Consider the following 16,798-nt stretch of genomic DNA (forward strand, 5'->3'; position numbering starts at 1 on the left):
CCCACATAGGCCGGACACGAAAGGAAAACCATGATCGTCGCCATCGACGGGCCGTCAGGCTCCGGCAAGTCATCCATAGCGCGCGCCATCGCCGAGCGCTGCGACCTCACCTTCCTCGACACGGGCGCGATGTATCGCTCCGTGGCTGCCGAGTGCCTGCGCTCGGGCGTCGACCCCGAGGACGCAGAGGCCGTGGCCGAGGTCGCCCGCGCCATCGACATCCGCTTCGGCGCCTCCGAGGCGGGGCAGACCGTCCTCGCCAACGGCCGCGACGTCACGCGCGAGATCCGCACCCCCAAGGTGGAGCTCGCCGTCTCTCCCGTCTCGGCCACGCCGGCCGTGCGCGAGGTCATGGTGGCGCTGCAGCGCAAGGTGGGGGAGAGCGCCGACGTTGTCGCCGAGGGCCGCGACATCGGCACCGTCGTCTACCCCGCGGCTGACGTCAAGGTCTTCCTAACCGCGAGCCCCGAGGCCCGCGCCCGCCGCCGCGCCGTCCAGCGCTCCGGCGGAAACCTCGCCGAGAACCCCGAGGCCATGGCCGACGCCGATGAGCAGGCCAAGATCCTCGCCGACCTCAAGCGCCGAGACGACTACGACTCGAGCCGCGAGGCCTCGCCTCTGCGCCCGGCCGACGACGCCGTGACCATCGACTCCTCCGACCTCACGTTCGAGCAGGTCATCGACAAGATCTGCTCCCTCAACGCCGATCTCGCCGCCCGTCGAAAGGACGCATAAGTGGCCACCGAAGAAACCGAGAGCACCGCCGCGAAGAAGGGCGAGGCCGCGCCCAAGGGCAAGCTCCATGCCTTCGCCGGCAACTCCTACGACGATTACTACGACTCCGCCATGTCCGACTTCCCCTGGACCGCGCGCGTGCTCATGAACATCGTCGTATACGCCTGCTACGCCTTCACCAAGATCGTGTGGCCCTGGAAGATCGAGAACGCCGAGCTCCTCGTCAACGACAAGCGCGGCCGCGTGATCATCTCTAACCACGAGTCGATGGTCGACCCGGTGCTCCTCGTCGTCACCTGCTGGCGCGCCGGCATTCACCTGCGCATCGTTTACAAGAGCGAGTTCGATAAGGTGGCCATTGCCCGGTGGCTCTTCTCGCGCGTGGGTGGCTTTCCCGTGAACCGCGGCGCCACCGACATGAAGGCCGTCCGCCGCGCCCGAGCCGCCCTGCAGCGCGGCGAGTGCCTGCTCATCTACCCCGAGGGCACGCGCGTGAAGAACGACGCCGATGCCCAGGTCCACGGCGGCTACGCCCTCATGGCGCAGCTCGCGAAGGCGCCTGTGCAGCCGATTGCCATGGTGGGCGCCCGCTTCCTCAAGTTCCGCAGCCGCATCGTCGTGCGCGCGGGCGAGCCGATCGAGTGGTCCGAGCTCCAGAGCAAGAAGCGCAAGGAGCAGGTCGCCGAGATGGAGCGGCGCGGCATGGACGAGGTCTACGCGATTCGCGAGGAGCTGCGCCGCGCGTATCCCGAGCTCAAGGAGTAGCCATGGCAAGGATCGTCATCGCGTCCGAGGCCGGCGCCTGCTACGGCGTCGAGCGAGCGCTCAAGATGGTTGAGGAAGCGGCCGACACCTCCGAGGTTCCCGTCCATACGCTAGGGCCCCTTATCCACAACCCGCGCGTGGTCGGAAGCCTCGCCGAGAAGGGCGTGACCGTCGTTTCTTCCCCCGAGGAGGCCGCTGGCCACACGCTGCTGCTTCGCACCCATGGCGTGACCCCGGACGAGGAAGGCCGTGCCCGCGGCCTTTGCCATGAGGTCTTGGACGCAACCTGTCCCTTCGTCAAGAAGGTCCACCAGGCGGCGGCGCGCCTTGCCCGCGAAGGTTACCAGGTCGTCGTGGTGGGGGAAGCCGGCCACCCCGAGGTCGAGGCAACGTTGCCGCATGCCGAGGGGGCCGTCGTCGTAGGAAACGCCGACGAGGCCGCGGCCCTTTCCGAGTGCAAGAAGATCGGCGTCGTAGTCCAGACCACGCAGTCCCGCGCGAACCTCGAGTCGGTCGTCTCCGCGCTTCTGGGCCGCGCCGAGGAGGTCCGCGTCATCAACACCATCTGCGACGCCACGAGCGGCCATCAGGGAGCCTGTGCCGAGCTCGCGCGCGAGGCCGACGTCATGGTCGTCATTGGCGGGCGCATCTCCGCCAACACCAAGCGCTTGGCCGAGATCTCCGCTGAGCTCTGTCCGCGCACCCACCACATCGAGGGCGCCGATGAGCTCGACCCCGTGTGGTTCGACGGCGCCGAGCTCATCGGCGTCACCGCCGGCGCAAGCACGCCCGCAGCCCACATCAGGTCAGTGGTCAGCTCGATCGAGTCCATGGTTCAGCAGAGTTAACCCTGCGCGAGCCCCTGTGGACTCGCCGGCGCCGGCCGACCGCCCCGGGATAGGCGAGCCCCCGCCGCTCCTTGCTTCGCTCACACGATATGCCCACAGGGCCGACGGGCCTCTCGCCCCTTGCCTCCGCGCGCAGTTCCGCACGAGCCGAAGACCACTTAATGTGGTCTTCGTGCGAGCAGGACTGTTTGAGCACGGAGATAAGGGGCGAGAGGCCCTTCTAGCAGGTGGCCATGGTAATCTATTGAGGTCTGTACCGAAGCAAGGAGAACCCATGTCCAAGCCCATCGTAGCTGTGGTCGGCCGCCCGAACGTCGGCAAGTCCACGCTCGTCAACCGCATTGCGCTTTCCCGCGACGCCATTGTCCACGAGTCCCGCGGCGTCACGCGCGACCGCTCCTACCACGAGGCCGACTGGAACGGCCGCGACTTCATCATCATCGACACCGGCGGCATCGAGTCCATCAAGTCCAAGGACGTTTTCGCTCCCGGCATCCGCGAGCAGGCCGTCCTCGCCACGCAGGAAGCCGACGTCCTCGTCTTTGTGGTCGATGGCGCCACTGGCATCACCGACGAGGACGAGGAGGTCGCCCGCATCGTCCGCAAGACCGATAAGCCCGTCTTCCTCGTCGTCAACAAGAAGGACAACCCCGCCCTCGAGCAGGATAACCTCTGGGACTTCTACGCCCTCGGCTGCGGCGAGCCCATGCCCATCTCGGCGACGCACGGTCACGGCACGGGCGACCTGCTCGACCTCGTGGTCGGGGCCTTCCCCGAGGAGGTGGACGAGGACGAGGACGACGATATCCTCTCCATCGCCATCATCGGCCGCCCGAACGTGGGCAAGTCCTCGCTCGCTAACCGCCTGGCCAACAAGAAACGCTCCATTGTTTCCGACGTGGCCGGCACCACCCGCGACGCAATCGACTCGATAATCGAGTGGAAGGGCCAGACAATCAAGCTGGTCGACACAGCCGGCATGCGCAAGAAGAACCAGGTCCACGAGGACGTTGAGTACTACAGCATGGTCCGCGGTCTGCAGGCCATCGACCGCGCCGACGTGGCCATGCTCGTCGTCGACGCCACCGTGGGCGTCACCGAGCAAGACCAGAAGGTCGCCGGCATGGCCATCGACCGCGGCTGCGCCCTTGTGCTGCTCATCAACAAGTGGGACCTCGTCGACACCGAGCAGAAGCGCGACGACATCGTGGCTTCCATCAACAAGCGCCTCTCCTTTGCGCCCTGGATCCCCTATGTAAACATCTCCGCGCTCACCGGCCGCGCCACCGACAAGGTGCTTGAGCTCGCCGTCCGCGCCTCCGAGGCCCGCAAGCAGCAGATCCGCACCACCGAGCTCAACCACCTGCTCGCCGAGATTGCCGAGAGCGGCCACACCGTCTCGGACAAGGGCCGCCGCCTCAAGATGAAGTACGCCACCCAGACGGGCACGAAGCCGCCGGTGTTCTCCATCTTCTGCAACGCGCCTGACCTCGCCGACGACAACTTCCAGCGCTTCATCGAGAACCGCCTTCGCGCCAAGTTCGACCTCACCGGCACGCCGATCCGCCTCAAGTTCCGCAACAAGTCGGGCGAGGGGAGCGATCGCTAGTGGGCGGCTCCCTGAACATCGTTACCTTGGTGGCCTGGACGGCTGTCTTCGTCGTCTTCTCCTACGCCGTGTGCGGCATCCCCTTCGGGCTCGTGGTCGCCAAGGCCATGGGCAATATCGACGTTCGCAGCACGGGTTCCGGCAATATAGGCACCACCAACGTGGCTCGCAGCGTCGGCAAGGGCGCGGCCGCGCTCACGTTGCTGCTCGACCTCGGCAAGGGCCTCGTCTGCATGCTGTTCTCGCGATTCATGATCTCGTTGCTGGTTCTCGGCGAGGCGGGTTTCTCTGGTTCGCTCGCCACCGGTGAGGGCCTCGTGGCCATGACCGTCATCTTCCTTGCCTGCGTGATGGGCCACATCTTCAGCCCCTACCTGCACTTCCGTGGAGGAAAGGGAATCGCCGTCGGTTTCGGCGCGGCGCTCGGCCTCTGGTGGCCCATCGGCCTCGGTCTGCTCGTGGTCTTCACCGTCTTCGCCGTGCCGAGCCGCTACGTGAGCCTGGGTTCTATCGCCGCCGCCTGTTCGCTGCCTATCCAATGCGCCCTGCGGGGATTCCCCGTCGAGGGCGTTCTTGTGGTCGCGGTGGCCGCGATCGTCGTGGTGTGGTCGCACCGAAGCAACATCGAGAAGCTCGTGCGCGGCGAGGAGCGCAAGTTCACCTTTCACAAGAAGGAGGACGAGGGCGCGTTGAAACCGGTCCCCGAAACTAACGAGACGCACGTCTGTGAGGACGACTCCGAGCCTGCCCATGAGCTCTCGGACGGGTCCCAAGACCCGGAGGCCCCCGAGGACATGACGGATTCCGCTTCTGAGGTGGACCTTACTGTCGATACCGAAATCAGCCGACCCCGCGGCGCCCACTTCGCCGCCGAGCCTCCAAACGAAACCGAGGTCAACGATACCGTTAAGGCCGCTGACGACAGCGTTGACGGAGATGACGAGTGAGCACCGGTCGCGCCGATAAGGTAGCCGTCGTCGGCTCCGGCTCCTGGGGCACCGCTTTTACGGGCCTTCTCGCGCCGCATGTCGATGAAGTAGTCCTTTGGTGCCGAAGCGACGAGGTGGCCCGCGCCATAAGCGAGACGCGCAGGAACCCGCGCCACCTCACGGACTATGAGCTTGAGCCAAACGTGGTCGCCACCTCCGACGCCCGAGCGGCGCTCCAGGGCGCGGAGCTCGTCGTTCTTGCCCTGCCTTCCGCGCACCTGCGCGCAACCTGCGCCGCGATAGCCGACGATCTTTCAGAAGACGCCCTCGTCCTCGTGCTTACCAAGGGCATCGAGCCCACATCCCACAAGCTGATGCTCGACGTCGCGGCCGACGAGCTCGGCCTGCCTTCGCGCATGGCGGTCCTTTCGGGCCCGAACCACGCCGAGGAGATCTGCCGGCACCAAGTGTCCGCCGCCGTCATCGCCGCAAACGAGCCCCAGGTCGCAGCGCGCGTGCAGGAGCTCGTCGTCTCGCCGTCCTTTAGAGCTTACGTATCGGCCGATGTGGCCGGTGTCGAGGTCTGCGGGGCCGTCAAGAACGTCGTGGCCATCGCTTGCGGCGTCGCCGCGGGCGCCGGCGCCGGCGACAACACGCTGGCCGTCCTCATGACCCGCGGCATCGCCGAGATCGGTCGTCTCTCGACGGCACTCGGCGGCGACCCGCTCACCCCGATGGGCCTCGCCGGCATGGGTGACCTCGTGGCCACCTGCACGTCCGAGCACTCCAGAAACCGCACGTTCGGCGAGGCGCTCGTGGCAGGGGAGTCCTTGGCGCACTACGAGTCGCGCACCCTCATGGTCGTCGAGGGTGCGCGCGCCGCCATGAGCGTCCACGAGCTCGCTCTTGACCTTGGCATCGAGGCGCCCATCACCGCTGCCGTGCATGGTGTTCTCGTAGACGGCCTCGACGCCGAGGCCGCGCGCGCGGCGCTTCTTGGTAGACTTCCTCGCGAGGAGTTCTACGGAATGTCGGATTCTGGAAAGGAATAAGGATGCAGAGCCAGATTAAAATCGCACCGTCGGTGCTCTCGGCGGACTTCACTAAGCTCGGTGCTGACCTGGCCGATGTGGCCTGCGCCGACTTTATCCACTACGACGTCATGGACGGACACTTTGTGCCCAACGTCTCGTTCGGGCTCGACATCCTCAAAGCCACCAAGCGCGCCACTGATTTGCCGGTCGACGTGCACCTCATGATCTCCAACCCCGACGAGATGCTGCCCGCCTTCATCGACGCCGGCGCCGACCTCATCACCTTCCACATGGAGGCCACGGCGCACGCGAACCGCCTCATCCAGCTGATCCACGCCGCGGGCAGGAAGGCCTCGGTCGCCATCTGCCCCGCTACTCCCGTCTGCATGCTCGAGGACGTCATCGAGGATGTCGATATGGTCCTCATCATGACGGTGAACCCCGGTTTCGGGGGCCAGAGCTTCCTCGAGTCCTCCGCAGCCAAGCTCCGCCGCGTCAAGAAGCTCTGCGCCGAGCACGGCGTGAACCCGATGATCGAGGTGGACGGCGGCATCAACGACGAGACCGCGGCGATCGTCGCCGGCGCGGGCGCGAACGTCCTCGTCGCCGGCAGCGCCGTCTTCGGCAAGGCCGACCGTGGCGCCGCCATCGAGTCCATCCGCACTTCCGCTCAGAACGCTCTTCTAAAGAAGGCCTAGTCAACTATGCCAAACGGTAAAACCGTATATCTCGACTACGCCGCCTCGGCCCCGATGCGCGCCTCTGCGCTCAAGGCCGAGGCGGACTACGCCGCCTCCGAGTACGCCGACGCGAACCCGAACTCGCTCCACACGCGCGGCCGCTTGTCCGCCCGCGCACTCGACCAAGCGAGAAGCGACCTCGCGCGCTCCCTCGGAGGACGATTCCGCCCTTCGGAGGTTACCTTTACCTCCGGCGGCACCGAGAGCAACAACCTCGCCCTCTTCGGCCTCGCGGAAGGTGCCCGGGAGCGCGACCGCAAGCGCAACCGCGTGGTTATCTCGGCCATCGAGCACGACTCGGTGCTCGACGTGGCGCCCGCCCTTCGAAACCTCGGCTTCGAGGTCGCCGTCGTTCGACCTGGGCGCGACGGCAAGGTAACGCCCGAGGCCCTTAAGGCCGAGCTTGGCGATACCTGTGCTTTGGTGTCGGTCATGTACGCGAACAACGAGACGGGCGTCGTGCAACCCGTGCCCGAGCTCGCCGACGTCGCGCACAAGGCAGGCGCCGTCTTCCACACTGACGCTGTGCAGGCCTTCGGCCGAATCCCGCTCGAGCTAGGGTGCGTCGACGCCGTCTCGGCCACGGCCCACAAGATCGGCGGCCCCGTCGGCTGCGGTATCCTCGCCGTCCGCGGGCGCGTTAATCTCCGCCCGCGCCAGTTCGGCGGGGGACAGGAGTTCAACCGCCGGCCAGGCACGCAGGACGTCCGCGGGGCGCTCGCGTTCGCGGCCGCGGCCAAAGAATGCGCATCCGGCCTCGAGCAGGCCCGAGCCGCCTGCTCGGCCAAGGCCCGCAGGCTCTACGCGACGCTCTGCGCTGAAGGAACGGGCATCAAGCCGTCGGTCGACGGCGAGGTGGGCGACGACAAGCTCCCCGGCACGGTGAGCCTGCTCGTCCCCGCGCTCGACTCCGAGACCCTCGTGCTCGCCCTTGATGACGCCGGTTTCGAGGTCTCCGCGGGATCGGCCTGCTCGTCGGGGTCGCTCGACCCATCCCATGTGCTCTCGGCCATGGGCATCCCGCGCCAAGAGGCGCTCGGCTCTCTTCGTGTGAGCTTCGACGAGCGTGCGAGCGACGCCGACCTCGAAGCCTTCGCCCGGGCCCTTCTCGACGTTGTGCAGAAGCGTACTGGCAAGCAATAAATACCAACTCGTAGCCACAAATTTCATAAACCAGCCCCCTTTATCGGAAAGAGGAACACTATGACCGAGGCCTCCGCCCTCCAGCGCCTGCAAGAGATCGACATCGAGCTCCTCCGCAACGCCTCCACGCTGAAGAAACTCCCGCAGCAGGCCAAGCTCAAGCAGATCGACCTCGCGCAGAAGAAGGTCGCCGTCGAGCTCAAGAAGATCACCGGCAAGCGCAAGGACGCCGAGATCGACATCTGCGACATGAACGCCGACATCGCGCACTACAAGCAGGTCCGTGAGCGTGTGCTCGCCGAGGCTGAGGGCAAGGCGCTCACCCACCGCGAGGCCCGCGACGTCGAGGAGCAGCTCACGCACCTCGACAAGGTGACCGAGAAGTGCGAGCACCAGATGGGCCCCTTGAACGAGAATCTCGAGAAGCTCCAGCTCGCTGAGGGCAACGCCCGGAAGATGGCCGAGCGCCTTGTGGCCGAGCGCCAAAACGTCCAGGCTTCCTTCGATGAGGATTCCAAGACGGTCCGCGCCCGTATTATCGAGCTGAACCGCGACCGCGAGGCCGTCGTCGCCCAGGTCTCAGACGAGGTCATGGCGAGCTACGGCGCCGCCCGCAAGCGCTTCGGCGGCCTGGCCGTCGAGACCCTTACCGGCAACGTCCCCTCGACCTGCCGCGTCAAGCTCCAGCCGAGCCTCTACCACGACCTCGCCCGCGGCCCGCAGATCACCGAGTGCCCGTACTGCCACCGCATCCTCATTACCGACGATGCTGAGGCCGAGGCGTAGATGACTTTGAATAAAGACCAGGTCAAGGGCGAGAAAGTCCTTCTTGCCGTATGCGGCGGCATCGCCGCGTACAAGGCGTGCGAGGTTCTGCGGGGCCTACAGAAGGCCGGCTGCGAGGTTCGCGTGGCCATGACGGCCGATGCCGGGCGTTTCGTGGGCAAGGTGACCTTCGAGGCCCTCACCCGCCACGCCGTCTGCGACGTTCTCTACGCCAATCCCGAGACGGCCATCCCGCACATCGACTACGCGGAGTGGGCCGACCTCGCGCTCGTTGTGCCCGCCACGGCCAACGTGATGGCCAAGATGGCCGCGGGCATCGCCGACGACGCGCTCTCGGCGACGCTTCTGGCCTGCCCCTGTCCTGTGCTCGTGGCCCCTGGCATGAACGTCCACATGTGGAGAAACGCCGCCACGCAGGCGAACCTGCGCACCCTCGAGGCGCGCGGCGTCCGCTTCGTCTTGCCCGTCGAGGGGCGCCTCGCGTGCGGGGACGTGGGCGAGGGTAAGCTCGCCGATGTCGAGGACATCGTGGCCGCAGCGCTCGCGCTTCTTTGCGACAAGCTCCCTGAGCAGGATCTCGTTGGCGCGCGCCTCCTTATCACCGCGGGGCCCACGCGCGAGGCCATCGACCCCGTGCGCTACATCGCCAACGCGTCCACCGGCAAGATGGGCTACGCCATCGCAGCCGCCGCTGCCCGCCGCGGGGCGCAGGTCACGCTCGTCTCCGGCCCCACGGCGCTCGCGTGCCCCGAGGGCGTTCGTCGCGTGGGCGTCGTCTCCGCGGCCCAGATGCGGGACGCCGCCGCAGCGGCCTTCGTCGACGCCACGGCGGCCGTCTGCACCGCCGCCGTGGCGGACTACACGCCGGCCCATCCCGCCGATCACAAGCTCAAGAAGGCCCACGAGCACCTCGACTCCATCGAGCTCGTCGAGACGGCCGACATCCTGGCCGAGCTTTGCGCCTGCAAGGGCGAGCGCGTCGTGGTGGGCTTCGCCGCCGAGACGAACGACCTTCTTGCCAACGCTCAGGCTAAGCTCGAGCGCAAGGGTGCGGACGCCATCGTCGCCAATGACGTGAGCCGCGCCGACTCGACCTTCGGCGCCGACACGAGCCGTATCGCCGTCGTCACGTCCGCAGGTGTCGAGCAGCACAAGACGTTGCCGCTCGTCGATGTGGCCGATATCGTGCTCGACCATGTCCGCGACCTGTTGAGGAGCCGATAAATGGCCCGTATCACTATCGGCTGCCATCTGTCGACCTCCGACGGCTACGAGGCCATGGGCAAGACGGCCCTCGCAATAGGCGCCGACACGTTCGCGTTCTTTACCCGAAACCCCCGCGGAGGCAACGCAAAGCCGCTCGATGCGGCAGACGCCGCCGCCCTGCGTGCCCTTATGGAGGCAAACGGCTTCGGCTGCCTCGTCGCGCACGCGCCCTACACCATGAACCTCTGCTCGGCCAAGCCCGAGACCGTCGAGTTCGCTCGCCGCGCCATGGCGGGCGACCTCGAGCGCATGGAGAGCCTGCCCGGAAACTACTACAACTTCCACCCAGGCAGCCACGTCAAGCAGGGCGCCGACGTTGGCGTCCGCCTCATCTGCGAGGGCCTGAACGAGGTGCTTGAGCCCGGCATCCGCACGACGGTGCTGCTCGAGACCATGGCCGGCAAGGGCTCCGAGGTCGGGCGCAGCTTCGAGGAACTCGCGCGCATCATCGATGGGACCGACCACGATGAGCTGCTCGGCGTTTGCCTCGACACATGCCACGTGGCCGACGGCGGCTACGATATCGTCTCCGACCTCGACGGGGTTCTCGACGAGTTCGATCGCGTGGTCGGCTTGGACCGCTTGCGCGCGCTTCACCTCAACGACTCGAAAAACCCGCTCGGCTCACACAAGGACCGCCACGAGAAGATCGGCGAGGGGACGCTTGGCCTTGCCACCTTCCGCGCCGTGGTCTCCAACCCGCGCCTAGCAGGGCTGCCCATGATCCTCGAGACTCCCAACGACCTGCCCGGATATGCCGCGGAGATCGCCCTTCTCCGCAAAATGGCCCAGGAGGCGTAAAAGCACATGGGAATCCTCATCGGTATGGAGCGCGTTGCCCACGAGTGGCCGAACAAGCGCGTGCTCGACGACCTCACCATCGGCATCATGGAGGGCGAGCGCATTGGCATCGTCGGCAAGAACGGCGACGGCAAGTCGACGCTCCTCGAGATCGCGGCCCACGTCGTCGTGCCCGACTCCGGGTCCGTGACGTGGAGAAACAACATCCATGTGGGCTACCTCGGCCAGAGCGACTCCCTCGACGACGCCGAGACCGTGTGCCATGCCGTCGTCGGCGACACCCCCGAGTACGTCTGGGCGAGCGAACCGCGCATCCGCGGCATCATCGACGAGCTCATAGGCGACCTCGAATGGGAGGGCCTTGTGGGCGAGCTCTCCGGCGGCCAGCGCCGCCGCTGCGACCTCGCGCGCGTGCTTATCGGCACCTGGGACGTCATGCTCATGGACGAGCCGACGAACCACCTCGACATGGGAGTCATCACCTGGCTGGCGGGGGCCCTCAAGCGCTACTGGTCGCCCGGCCAGGGCGCCCTTCTCGTGGTCACGCACGACCGCTGGTTCCTGGACGAGGTCTGCGAGCACATGTGGGAGGTCCACGACCGCGAGGTCACGCCCTTCGAGGGCGGCTACTCCGCCTACATCCAGCAGCGCTGCGAGCGCGACCGCCAGGCGGCCGTCATGGAGGAGCGGCGCCAGAACACGCTGCGCAAGGAGCTGAGCTGGCTCGCCCACGGCCCGAAGGCCCGCACGAGCAAGCCGAAGTTCCGCATCGAGGCCGCCCGCGAGCTCATCGCCAACGACCCGCCGCTGAGAAACCCGCTCGAGCTCAAGCGCCTCGCCGTGAGCCGCCTCGGCAAGAAGGTCATCACGATGAAGAACGTCGGCTTCTCCTACCCGGGCACCGAGGCGCCTGTGGTCGACGGCATCGACTGGCTCATCGGCCCCGGCGACCGCTACGGCATCCTCGGCGAGAACGGCGCCGGGAAGTCGACGCTGCTGCAGCTCATGACGGGCCGCCTCGCGCCCACGCGCGGCCGCGTGGAGATCGGCGCGTCGGTTAAGTTCGGATGGATGAGCCAGCACCTGGACGCCCTCTCCGACAAGGAGGACTGGCGCCTGCTCGAGATCCTCTCGCGCTATAAGCGCAGCTACCTGGTGGGCGGCAAGATGCTTTCCCCCACGCAGCTCTGCGAGCGCCTAGGCTTCGACCAGCGCGAGTTCCAGAGCTTCGTCTCGGACCTTTCCGGCGGCCAGAGGCGACGGCTCGCGCTCCTGTGCGTGATCCTGGACGAGCCGAACGTTCTCGTGCTCGACGAGCCCGGAAACGACCTCGACACCGACATGCTGGCCGTGCTCGAGGACCTTCTCGACAGCTGGCCTGGAACGCTTCTGGTAGTGAGCCACGACCGCTACCTCATGGAGCGCGTGACCGACGACCAGTATGCTCTCATAGGCGGCCAGGTAAGGCATGTTCCCGGCGGCGTCGACGAGTACCTGTCACTGGTATCTGAAAAAGCTCTGGGGGTCTCTCGGGGCGCTTCTGCCGGTTCCCCGGAGCCCGGCGACGAGGGCACGGGCGATGGCTCGCCGGCGCTTTCAAATACCGAGCGGCGAGAGCTCAAGAAGCGCTACGACGCGGTCTCTCGCCGCCTCGAGAAGCTCGACGGCGAACCGGACCGCCTCCGTGCCAAGATGGCCGATGTCGATCCCTCCAACTACGCCGGGCTCATGGCGGCGCAGGCCGCGGTGGACGAGTGCGAGCAGGAGCAGGCGGCGCTTGAGGAGGAGTGGCTCGAGCTCTCCGAGAAGCTCGGGCTATAGGGCCGCTGACCTGAGCTTTTGCATACCGTCAATTCGCTACCGCTCACAGTTTAGAGGCGTATGGGCGGCGTGGGGCGGGGGCACCATATCGGCAGTTGGTTCTCTTCTTGAGAGGGGAGAGGAATGGCCGATATTAGTTACGACGTCGTCATCGTCGGGGGAGGTGTCTCGGGCTGCGCCATTGCGCGCGAGCTCTCTCGCTACGAGACCTCGGTTTGCGTGGTCGAGCAGCAAGAGGACGTCTGCTGCGGCACTTCGAAGGCGAACTCCGCCATCGTGCACGCGGGCTTCGACGCCCAGACGGGCTCGCTCATGGCCCGCCTGAACGTCGAGGGCGCGCGCCTCATGCCGGGGCTCTGCGAGGAACTGGGGGTCGATTATCAGCAGATAGGCTCGCTCGTGGTCTGCACAAGCGAGGAGACACGACCGGGTCTCATGGAGCTTCTTTCCAGAGGCGTCGCGAACGGTGTCGATGAGCTGCGCATCATTGACCGAGAGGAGCTGCTTGCGCTCGAGCCGAACGTCTCGGACGAGGCCGTGGCCGCGCTCTGGGCCCCGGCCGCGGGCATCGTCAACCCCTTCCAGCTTACCGTGGCGCTCGCCGAGGTCGCGGTCGTCAACGGCGTTGATTTCCGGTTCAACGAGAAGGTCGAGTCGCTCTCGCGCGAGGAGTCTGGCCTCTGGGTCATCCGCACGAGCGTCGGCGAGCTCCGCTCGCGCTGCGTCGTCAACGCGGCTGGCGTCTTCGCCGACGAGCTGCACAACATGGCCGCCGGGCCCGATGACCGGCTGGCCATCTCGCCTCGCCGCGGGCAGTATTACGTGCTCGACACCGCTGCGGCCGGCTATGTTCGCCATACCGTCTTTGCGCTCCCCACCGCTCTTGGCAAGGGCGTCCTCGTGACGCCGACGACCGCGGGCAACATCCTCGTCGGCCCGACCGCCGAGGACATCGACGATAAGCGCGGCGTCGACACCACAGCAGGCGGCGTGGCCGAGGTTCGCTCGAAGTCCTCAATCACCATGAAAGACGTGCCCTTCCAGCACGCCATCCGCACCTTCAGCGGCCTGCGCGCGCATCAGCCGGGGCACGATTTCATCATCGGCGAGGTCGCGGGAGCACCTGGTTTCGTGGACTGCGCGGCCATCGAGTCTCCTGGCCTCAGCTCCGCGCCCGCCATCGGGAGAACCGTCGCCGACATCGTCCGCTCGGTCCTCGTTTATCCCGCTGAGAAGCCGTTCTGGCAGGGGACGCGCAAGCGTATCCCTGACGTCGAGCACCTGTCGCTCGAGGAGTGGACCGCTCTCGTTAAGGAGCGACCCGATTACGGGCACATCATCTGCCGCTGCCGCAGGGTCACCGAGGGCCAGATCGTCGACGCAGTCCGCTCGCCGCTCAAGCCCCGAAGCCTCGACGCCGTCAAGCGACGGGTCGAGGCGGGGATGGGCCGCTGCCAAGGCGGGTTCTGCTCGCCGAAGGTCATGGAGATCATCGCGCGGGAAGCGCCGGATATGGTCATGGGGGACGTGACCAAGATGGGCCCGGGTTCCGAACTGGTCTTCGGCCATACACGCCCGCAGACGGGGGGTGAGGCGCGATGAGCGAACAGAACCTGAATGCGCCGCAGGTAGACTATGACGTCGTCGTTATCGGCGGAGGCCCGGCCGGGCTCTCGGCGGCCGCGTCGGCCAAGGAGTCGGGCGCCGCGCGCGTGCTCGTGGTCGAGCGCGACGACGAGCTCGGCGGCATCCTCAACCAGTGCATCCACAACGGTTTCGGCCTCATCACCTACAACGAGGAGCTTACGGGTCCCGAGTACGCCGCGCGAGCCGAGGAGCACGCGCGGGCCGCGGGCGCCGAGTTTCGCCTCGGCGCGATGGTCGTCGACGTCTCCCAGGACCGCGTAGTCACCTTCGTGAGCGAGGAGCACGGCCTCGAGCAGGTGCGCGCCGGCGCCGTCGTCCTTGCCATGGGTTGCCGCGAGCGCCCGGCGGGAGCCCTCGCCACCCCGGGTTTCCGGCCCGCCGGCGTCTACACCGCTGGCACGGCCCAGCGCCTCGTGAACATCGAGGGCCTCATGCCGGGCCGCGAGGTCGTCATCCTCGGCTCCGGCGACATCGGCCTTATCATGGCGCGCCGCATGACGCTCGAGGGCGCGCACGTGGCCTGCGTGGCCGAGCTCATGCCGTACTCCGGCGGCCTCAAGCGAAACATCGTGCAGTGCCTCGAAGACTTCGGCATTCCGCTGCTGCTCAGCCACACCGTGACGCGCATCGAGGGCGAGAAGCGCGTGGAGGCGGTCACCCTCGCCGAGGTGGGGGAGGACGGCCGCCCGATTCCCGGCACCGAGGTGACCTATCCCTGCGACACGCTGCTGCTCTCGGTGGGCCTTCTCCCCGAGAACGAGCTCTCGCGCGCCGCAGGCGTCGACCTCTCGCCCGTGACCCGCGGCGCCGTCGTGGACGACGCGCTGCAGACGAGTGTGCCCGGGGTTTTCGCATGCGGAAACGTCCTGCACGTCCACGACCTCGTCGACTACGTGAGCCAAGAAGCAGAGCTCGCGGGCCTAAACGCCGCAAGCTTTGCACAAGGGTTGCAGCAAGTACGTTCCGCAACGATCGCTGTGCGGGCCAAGGGCGGCGTGCGCTACACCGTCCCGCAGTTCATCTCGCCGACCTATATGGCCGAGAGCATCACGCTCCGCTTCCGCGTGGCCGGCGTCTTCGAGGACCGCTACATCAACGTATGGGCGAACGACAAGCTCCTTGTCCATAAACGCCACCCGATCCTCGTGCCCGGCGAGATGGAGTCGGTCGTCATAAAGAAGGAGATGCTCGAGGGGCTCGATGACCTCGAGGAAATCGTCGTCTGCCTCGAGGAGGTGCGTTGATGGAGAATAAACAGCAGGTACTTACCTGCATCCGCTGCCCCCGCGGTTGCCAGGTCACCGTGTCACTCGCACTCGGCGCTGATGGAGCCGTCGTTTCAGTCGTGGGCAACTCCTGCAAGCGGGGAGAGGCCTATGCGCGCGCCGAGGTGACGAACCCCGTGAGGACCGTTACCACGACCGTGCCCGTATCCGGCGGCGCGACCGAGAAGATGGTCTCGGTCAAGACCTCGCGCGAGGTTCCCAAGGACAAGGTCTTCGACGTTATGGCCGCCGTCATGGGCCTCTCGGCAGTGTCCCCGGTCCGAATCGGCGACGTCATTTGCGAGAACATCGCGGGCACGGGCGCCGACCTTATCGCTACCAAGGACGCGTAGGCGAGCGATCAGTCAGAACATCTTTACGCATAAAACAAGGCCCCGGACCTTCTATCCGGGGCCTTGTTGCATGCGATGGTTAAATAACCTTTAGAGCAGCTTCTTGAACGCGTCGGTGACGTTCTGGACCTTCGAGGTGCCGAGAATGACGTGCAGGCCGTTCTTCTCGTCCTCGGGCTTGACCACGCCGAGCGCGCCTGCGTTCATGCAGGCGGCGTAGTCGACCTTCGCCGGGTCCTTGAGCTTGAGGCGCAGGCGCGTGGCGCAGTTCGTCGCGGCCTTGACGTTGTCGGCGCCGCCGACGGCGTTGAGGATGTTGACGGCTGAAGCGGACGCGAGGACCGCCTCCTTGACCGTGTCGTCGTCGTTGGACTTGAACGCGTCGCTGATGCGCTCGAAAATGCTTGCCATAGCCAACCTCCATTGACGTGGTCGCAAATATTGAAAGCATCATATGCGCTTATGGACCTAAACGTTTGCAAAACATTGACGAGCGGCTAGGAAGCCAGATCAAAAGAACTTGGAATTCACGCTTGCAATCCAAATCGGATGCTGGTAGATTACTTTCTTGCGCGAAGGCGCGATGCATAACGGGTGGTGGCGCAGTTTGGTAGCGCACTTGACTGGGGGTCAAGGGGTCGCTGGTTCGAATCCAGTCCACCCGACCAGAATTTTAGAATCCTCGGGTTCAGGCCCGGGGATTTTTTCTTTAATCGGAGGCGACGATGGCGAGCGATTCGTTCTTTGCCCGCGCACACGACATGGTGCGCCAGATCCCTGAGGGGCGCGTGGCGACCTATGGGCAGATCGCCCGCATGATGGGGGAGCCGAGAAAGGCGCGTTTCGTGGGGTATGTCATGCACGCAAGCCCGGGCATCGCGGGAGGCGTGCCGTGCCATCGCGTCGTCTTCAAGGACGGCAGCCTCGCCCCCGGTTTCGCCTTCGGCGGGCCGGACGCGCAGCGCGAGCTGCTGGAGGCGGAGGGCGTCGGTTTTCTTCCCGACGGCCGCGTCGACATGTGCCGCTTCTCCTGGGAAGCCTGAGATAAGACAGGGG

The 16,798-nt window shown here is 66.4% G+C and carries 17 protein-coding genes and 1 tRNA gene; 17 read left to right on the plus strand and 1 reads right to left on the minus strand.

Annotated features, from left to right (window positions below):
• The first annotated feature begins 30 nt into the window (after positions 1 to 30).
• The 15 genes from cmk (at position 31) to U5709_RS02810 (ending at position 15,742) form a co-directional block, all read left to right on the plus strand.
• Entirely contained in the window at positions 31 to 735 is a 705-nt protein-coding gene (cmk, locus tag U5709_RS02740; RefSeq protein ID WP_321972005.1) for a (d)CMP kinase, read from the plus strand.
• Positions 736 to 1,500 (plus strand): lysophospholipid acyltransferase family protein, encoded by a 765-nt coding sequence (locus U5709_RS02745; RefSeq protein WP_321972006.1) that lies wholly within the window; start codon positions 736 to 738, stop codon positions 1,498 to 1,500.
• Between the two features lie 2 nt (positions 1,501 to 1,502).
• Entirely contained in the window at positions 1,503 to 2,348 is an 846-nt protein-coding gene (ispH, locus tag U5709_RS02750) for a 4-hydroxy-3-methylbut-2-enyl diphosphate reductase (RefSeq protein WP_321972704.1), read from the plus strand.
• 274 nt (positions 2,349 to 2,622) lie between these two features.
• Positions 2,623 to 3,957, plus strand: coding sequence for a ribosome biogenesis GTPase Der (gene der / locus U5709_RS02755; RefSeq protein ID WP_321972008.1), 1,335 nt, complete (start codon positions 2,623 to 2,625; stop codon positions 3,955 to 3,957).
• A complete protein-coding gene (locus U5709_RS02760) occupies positions 3,957 to 4,904 on the plus strand; it encodes a glycerol-3-phosphate acyltransferase (RefSeq protein ID WP_321972009.1) in 948 nt (315 codons plus the stop codon). Before der ends, U5709_RS02760 begins: the two co-directional genes overlap by 1 nt.
• Entirely contained in the window at positions 4,901 to 5,938 is a 1,038-nt protein-coding gene (locus U5709_RS02765) for an NAD(P)H-dependent glycerol-3-phosphate dehydrogenase (protein WP_321972705.1), read from the plus strand. The genes U5709_RS02760 and U5709_RS02765 overlap by 4 nt, the downstream gene beginning before the upstream one ends.
• Positions 5,939 to 5,940: 2 nt before the next feature.
• Positions 5,941 to 6,618: a ribulose-phosphate 3-epimerase gene (gene rpe / locus U5709_RS02770; RefSeq protein WP_321972011.1), complete on the plus strand. Its 678-nt coding sequence runs from the start codon at positions 5,941 to 5,943 to the stop codon at positions 6,616 to 6,618.
• A gap of 6 nt (positions 6,619 to 6,624) precedes the next feature.
• Positions 6,625 to 7,803, plus strand: coding sequence for a cysteine desulfurase family protein (locus U5709_RS02775; protein ID WP_321972012.1), 1,179 nt, complete (start codon positions 6,625 to 6,627; stop codon positions 7,801 to 7,803).
• 60 nt (positions 7,804 to 7,863) lie between these two features.
• On the plus strand, positions 7,864 to 8,589 hold the full coding sequence (locus U5709_RS02780) for a zinc ribbon domain-containing protein (protein WP_321972013.1): 726 nt from the start codon (positions 7,864 to 7,866) through the stop codon (positions 8,587 to 8,589).
• Entirely contained in the window at positions 8,590 to 9,813 is a 1,224-nt protein-coding gene (gene coaBC / locus U5709_RS02785; RefSeq protein WP_415913446.1) for a bifunctional phosphopantothenoylcysteine decarboxylase/phosphopantothenate--cysteine ligase CoaBC, read from the plus strand. It abuts the gene before it with no gap.
• Positions 9,814 to 10,656, plus strand: coding sequence for a deoxyribonuclease IV (locus U5709_RS02790; RefSeq protein ID WP_321972707.1), 843 nt, complete (start codon positions 9,814 to 9,816; stop codon positions 10,654 to 10,656).
• Positions 10,657 to 10,662: 6 nt separating this feature from the next.
• Entirely contained in the window at positions 10,663 to 12,477 is a 1,815-nt protein-coding gene (locus U5709_RS02795; RefSeq protein ID WP_321972708.1) for an ABC-F family ATP-binding cassette domain-containing protein, read from the plus strand.
• A gap of 123 nt (positions 12,478 to 12,600) precedes the next feature.
• Entirely contained in the window at positions 12,601 to 14,079 is a 1,479-nt protein-coding gene (locus U5709_RS02800; protein ID WP_321972709.1) for an NAD(P)/FAD-dependent oxidoreductase, read from the plus strand.
• Complete coding sequence (locus tag U5709_RS02805) at positions 14,076 to 15,368, plus strand: NAD(P)/FAD-dependent oxidoreductase (protein WP_321972710.1); 1,293 nt, start codon at positions 14,076 to 14,078, stop codon at positions 15,366 to 15,368. Before U5709_RS02800 ends, U5709_RS02805 begins: the two co-directional genes overlap by 4 nt.
• Positions 15,368 to 15,742 carry a DUF1667 domain-containing protein gene (locus tag U5709_RS02810; protein WP_321972711.1) on the plus strand — a complete coding sequence of 125 codons (375 nt, stop codon included), beginning with the start codon at positions 15,368 to 15,370 and terminating at the stop codon, positions 15,740 to 15,742. The genes U5709_RS02805 and U5709_RS02810 overlap by 1 nt, the downstream gene beginning before the upstream one ends.
• A gap of 90 nt (positions 15,743 to 15,832) precedes the next feature.
• Here U5709_RS02810 and U5709_RS02815 read toward each other — a convergent pair whose 3' ends face one another.
• The gene (locus U5709_RS02815; RefSeq protein WP_321972020.1) at positions 15,833 to 16,153 is read right to left on the minus strand and encodes a PTS glucose/sucrose transporter subunit IIB; all 321 of its coding nucleotides are present in this window, start codon (positions 16,151 to 16,153) and stop codon (positions 15,833 to 15,835) included.
• Between the two features lie 180 nt (positions 16,154 to 16,333).
• Here U5709_RS02815 and U5709_RS02820 point away from each other — a divergent pair.
• A tRNA-Pro gene (locus U5709_RS02820) sits at positions 16,334 to 16,410 on the plus strand.
• A 57-nt stretch (positions 16,411 to 16,467) separates the two neighbouring features.
• Positions 16,468 to 16,785: an MGMT family protein gene (locus U5709_RS02825; RefSeq protein WP_321972712.1), complete on the plus strand. Its 318-nt coding sequence runs from the start codon at positions 16,468 to 16,470 to the stop codon at positions 16,783 to 16,785.
• The last annotated feature ends 13 nt before the right edge of the window (positions 16,786 to 16,798 follow it).

Origin of the sequence: Paratractidigestivibacter sp. (assembly GCF_963660155.1) — a bacterium.
Classification (GTDB): Bacteria; Actinomycetota; Coriobacteriia; order Coriobacteriales; family Atopobiaceae; genus Paratractidigestivibacter.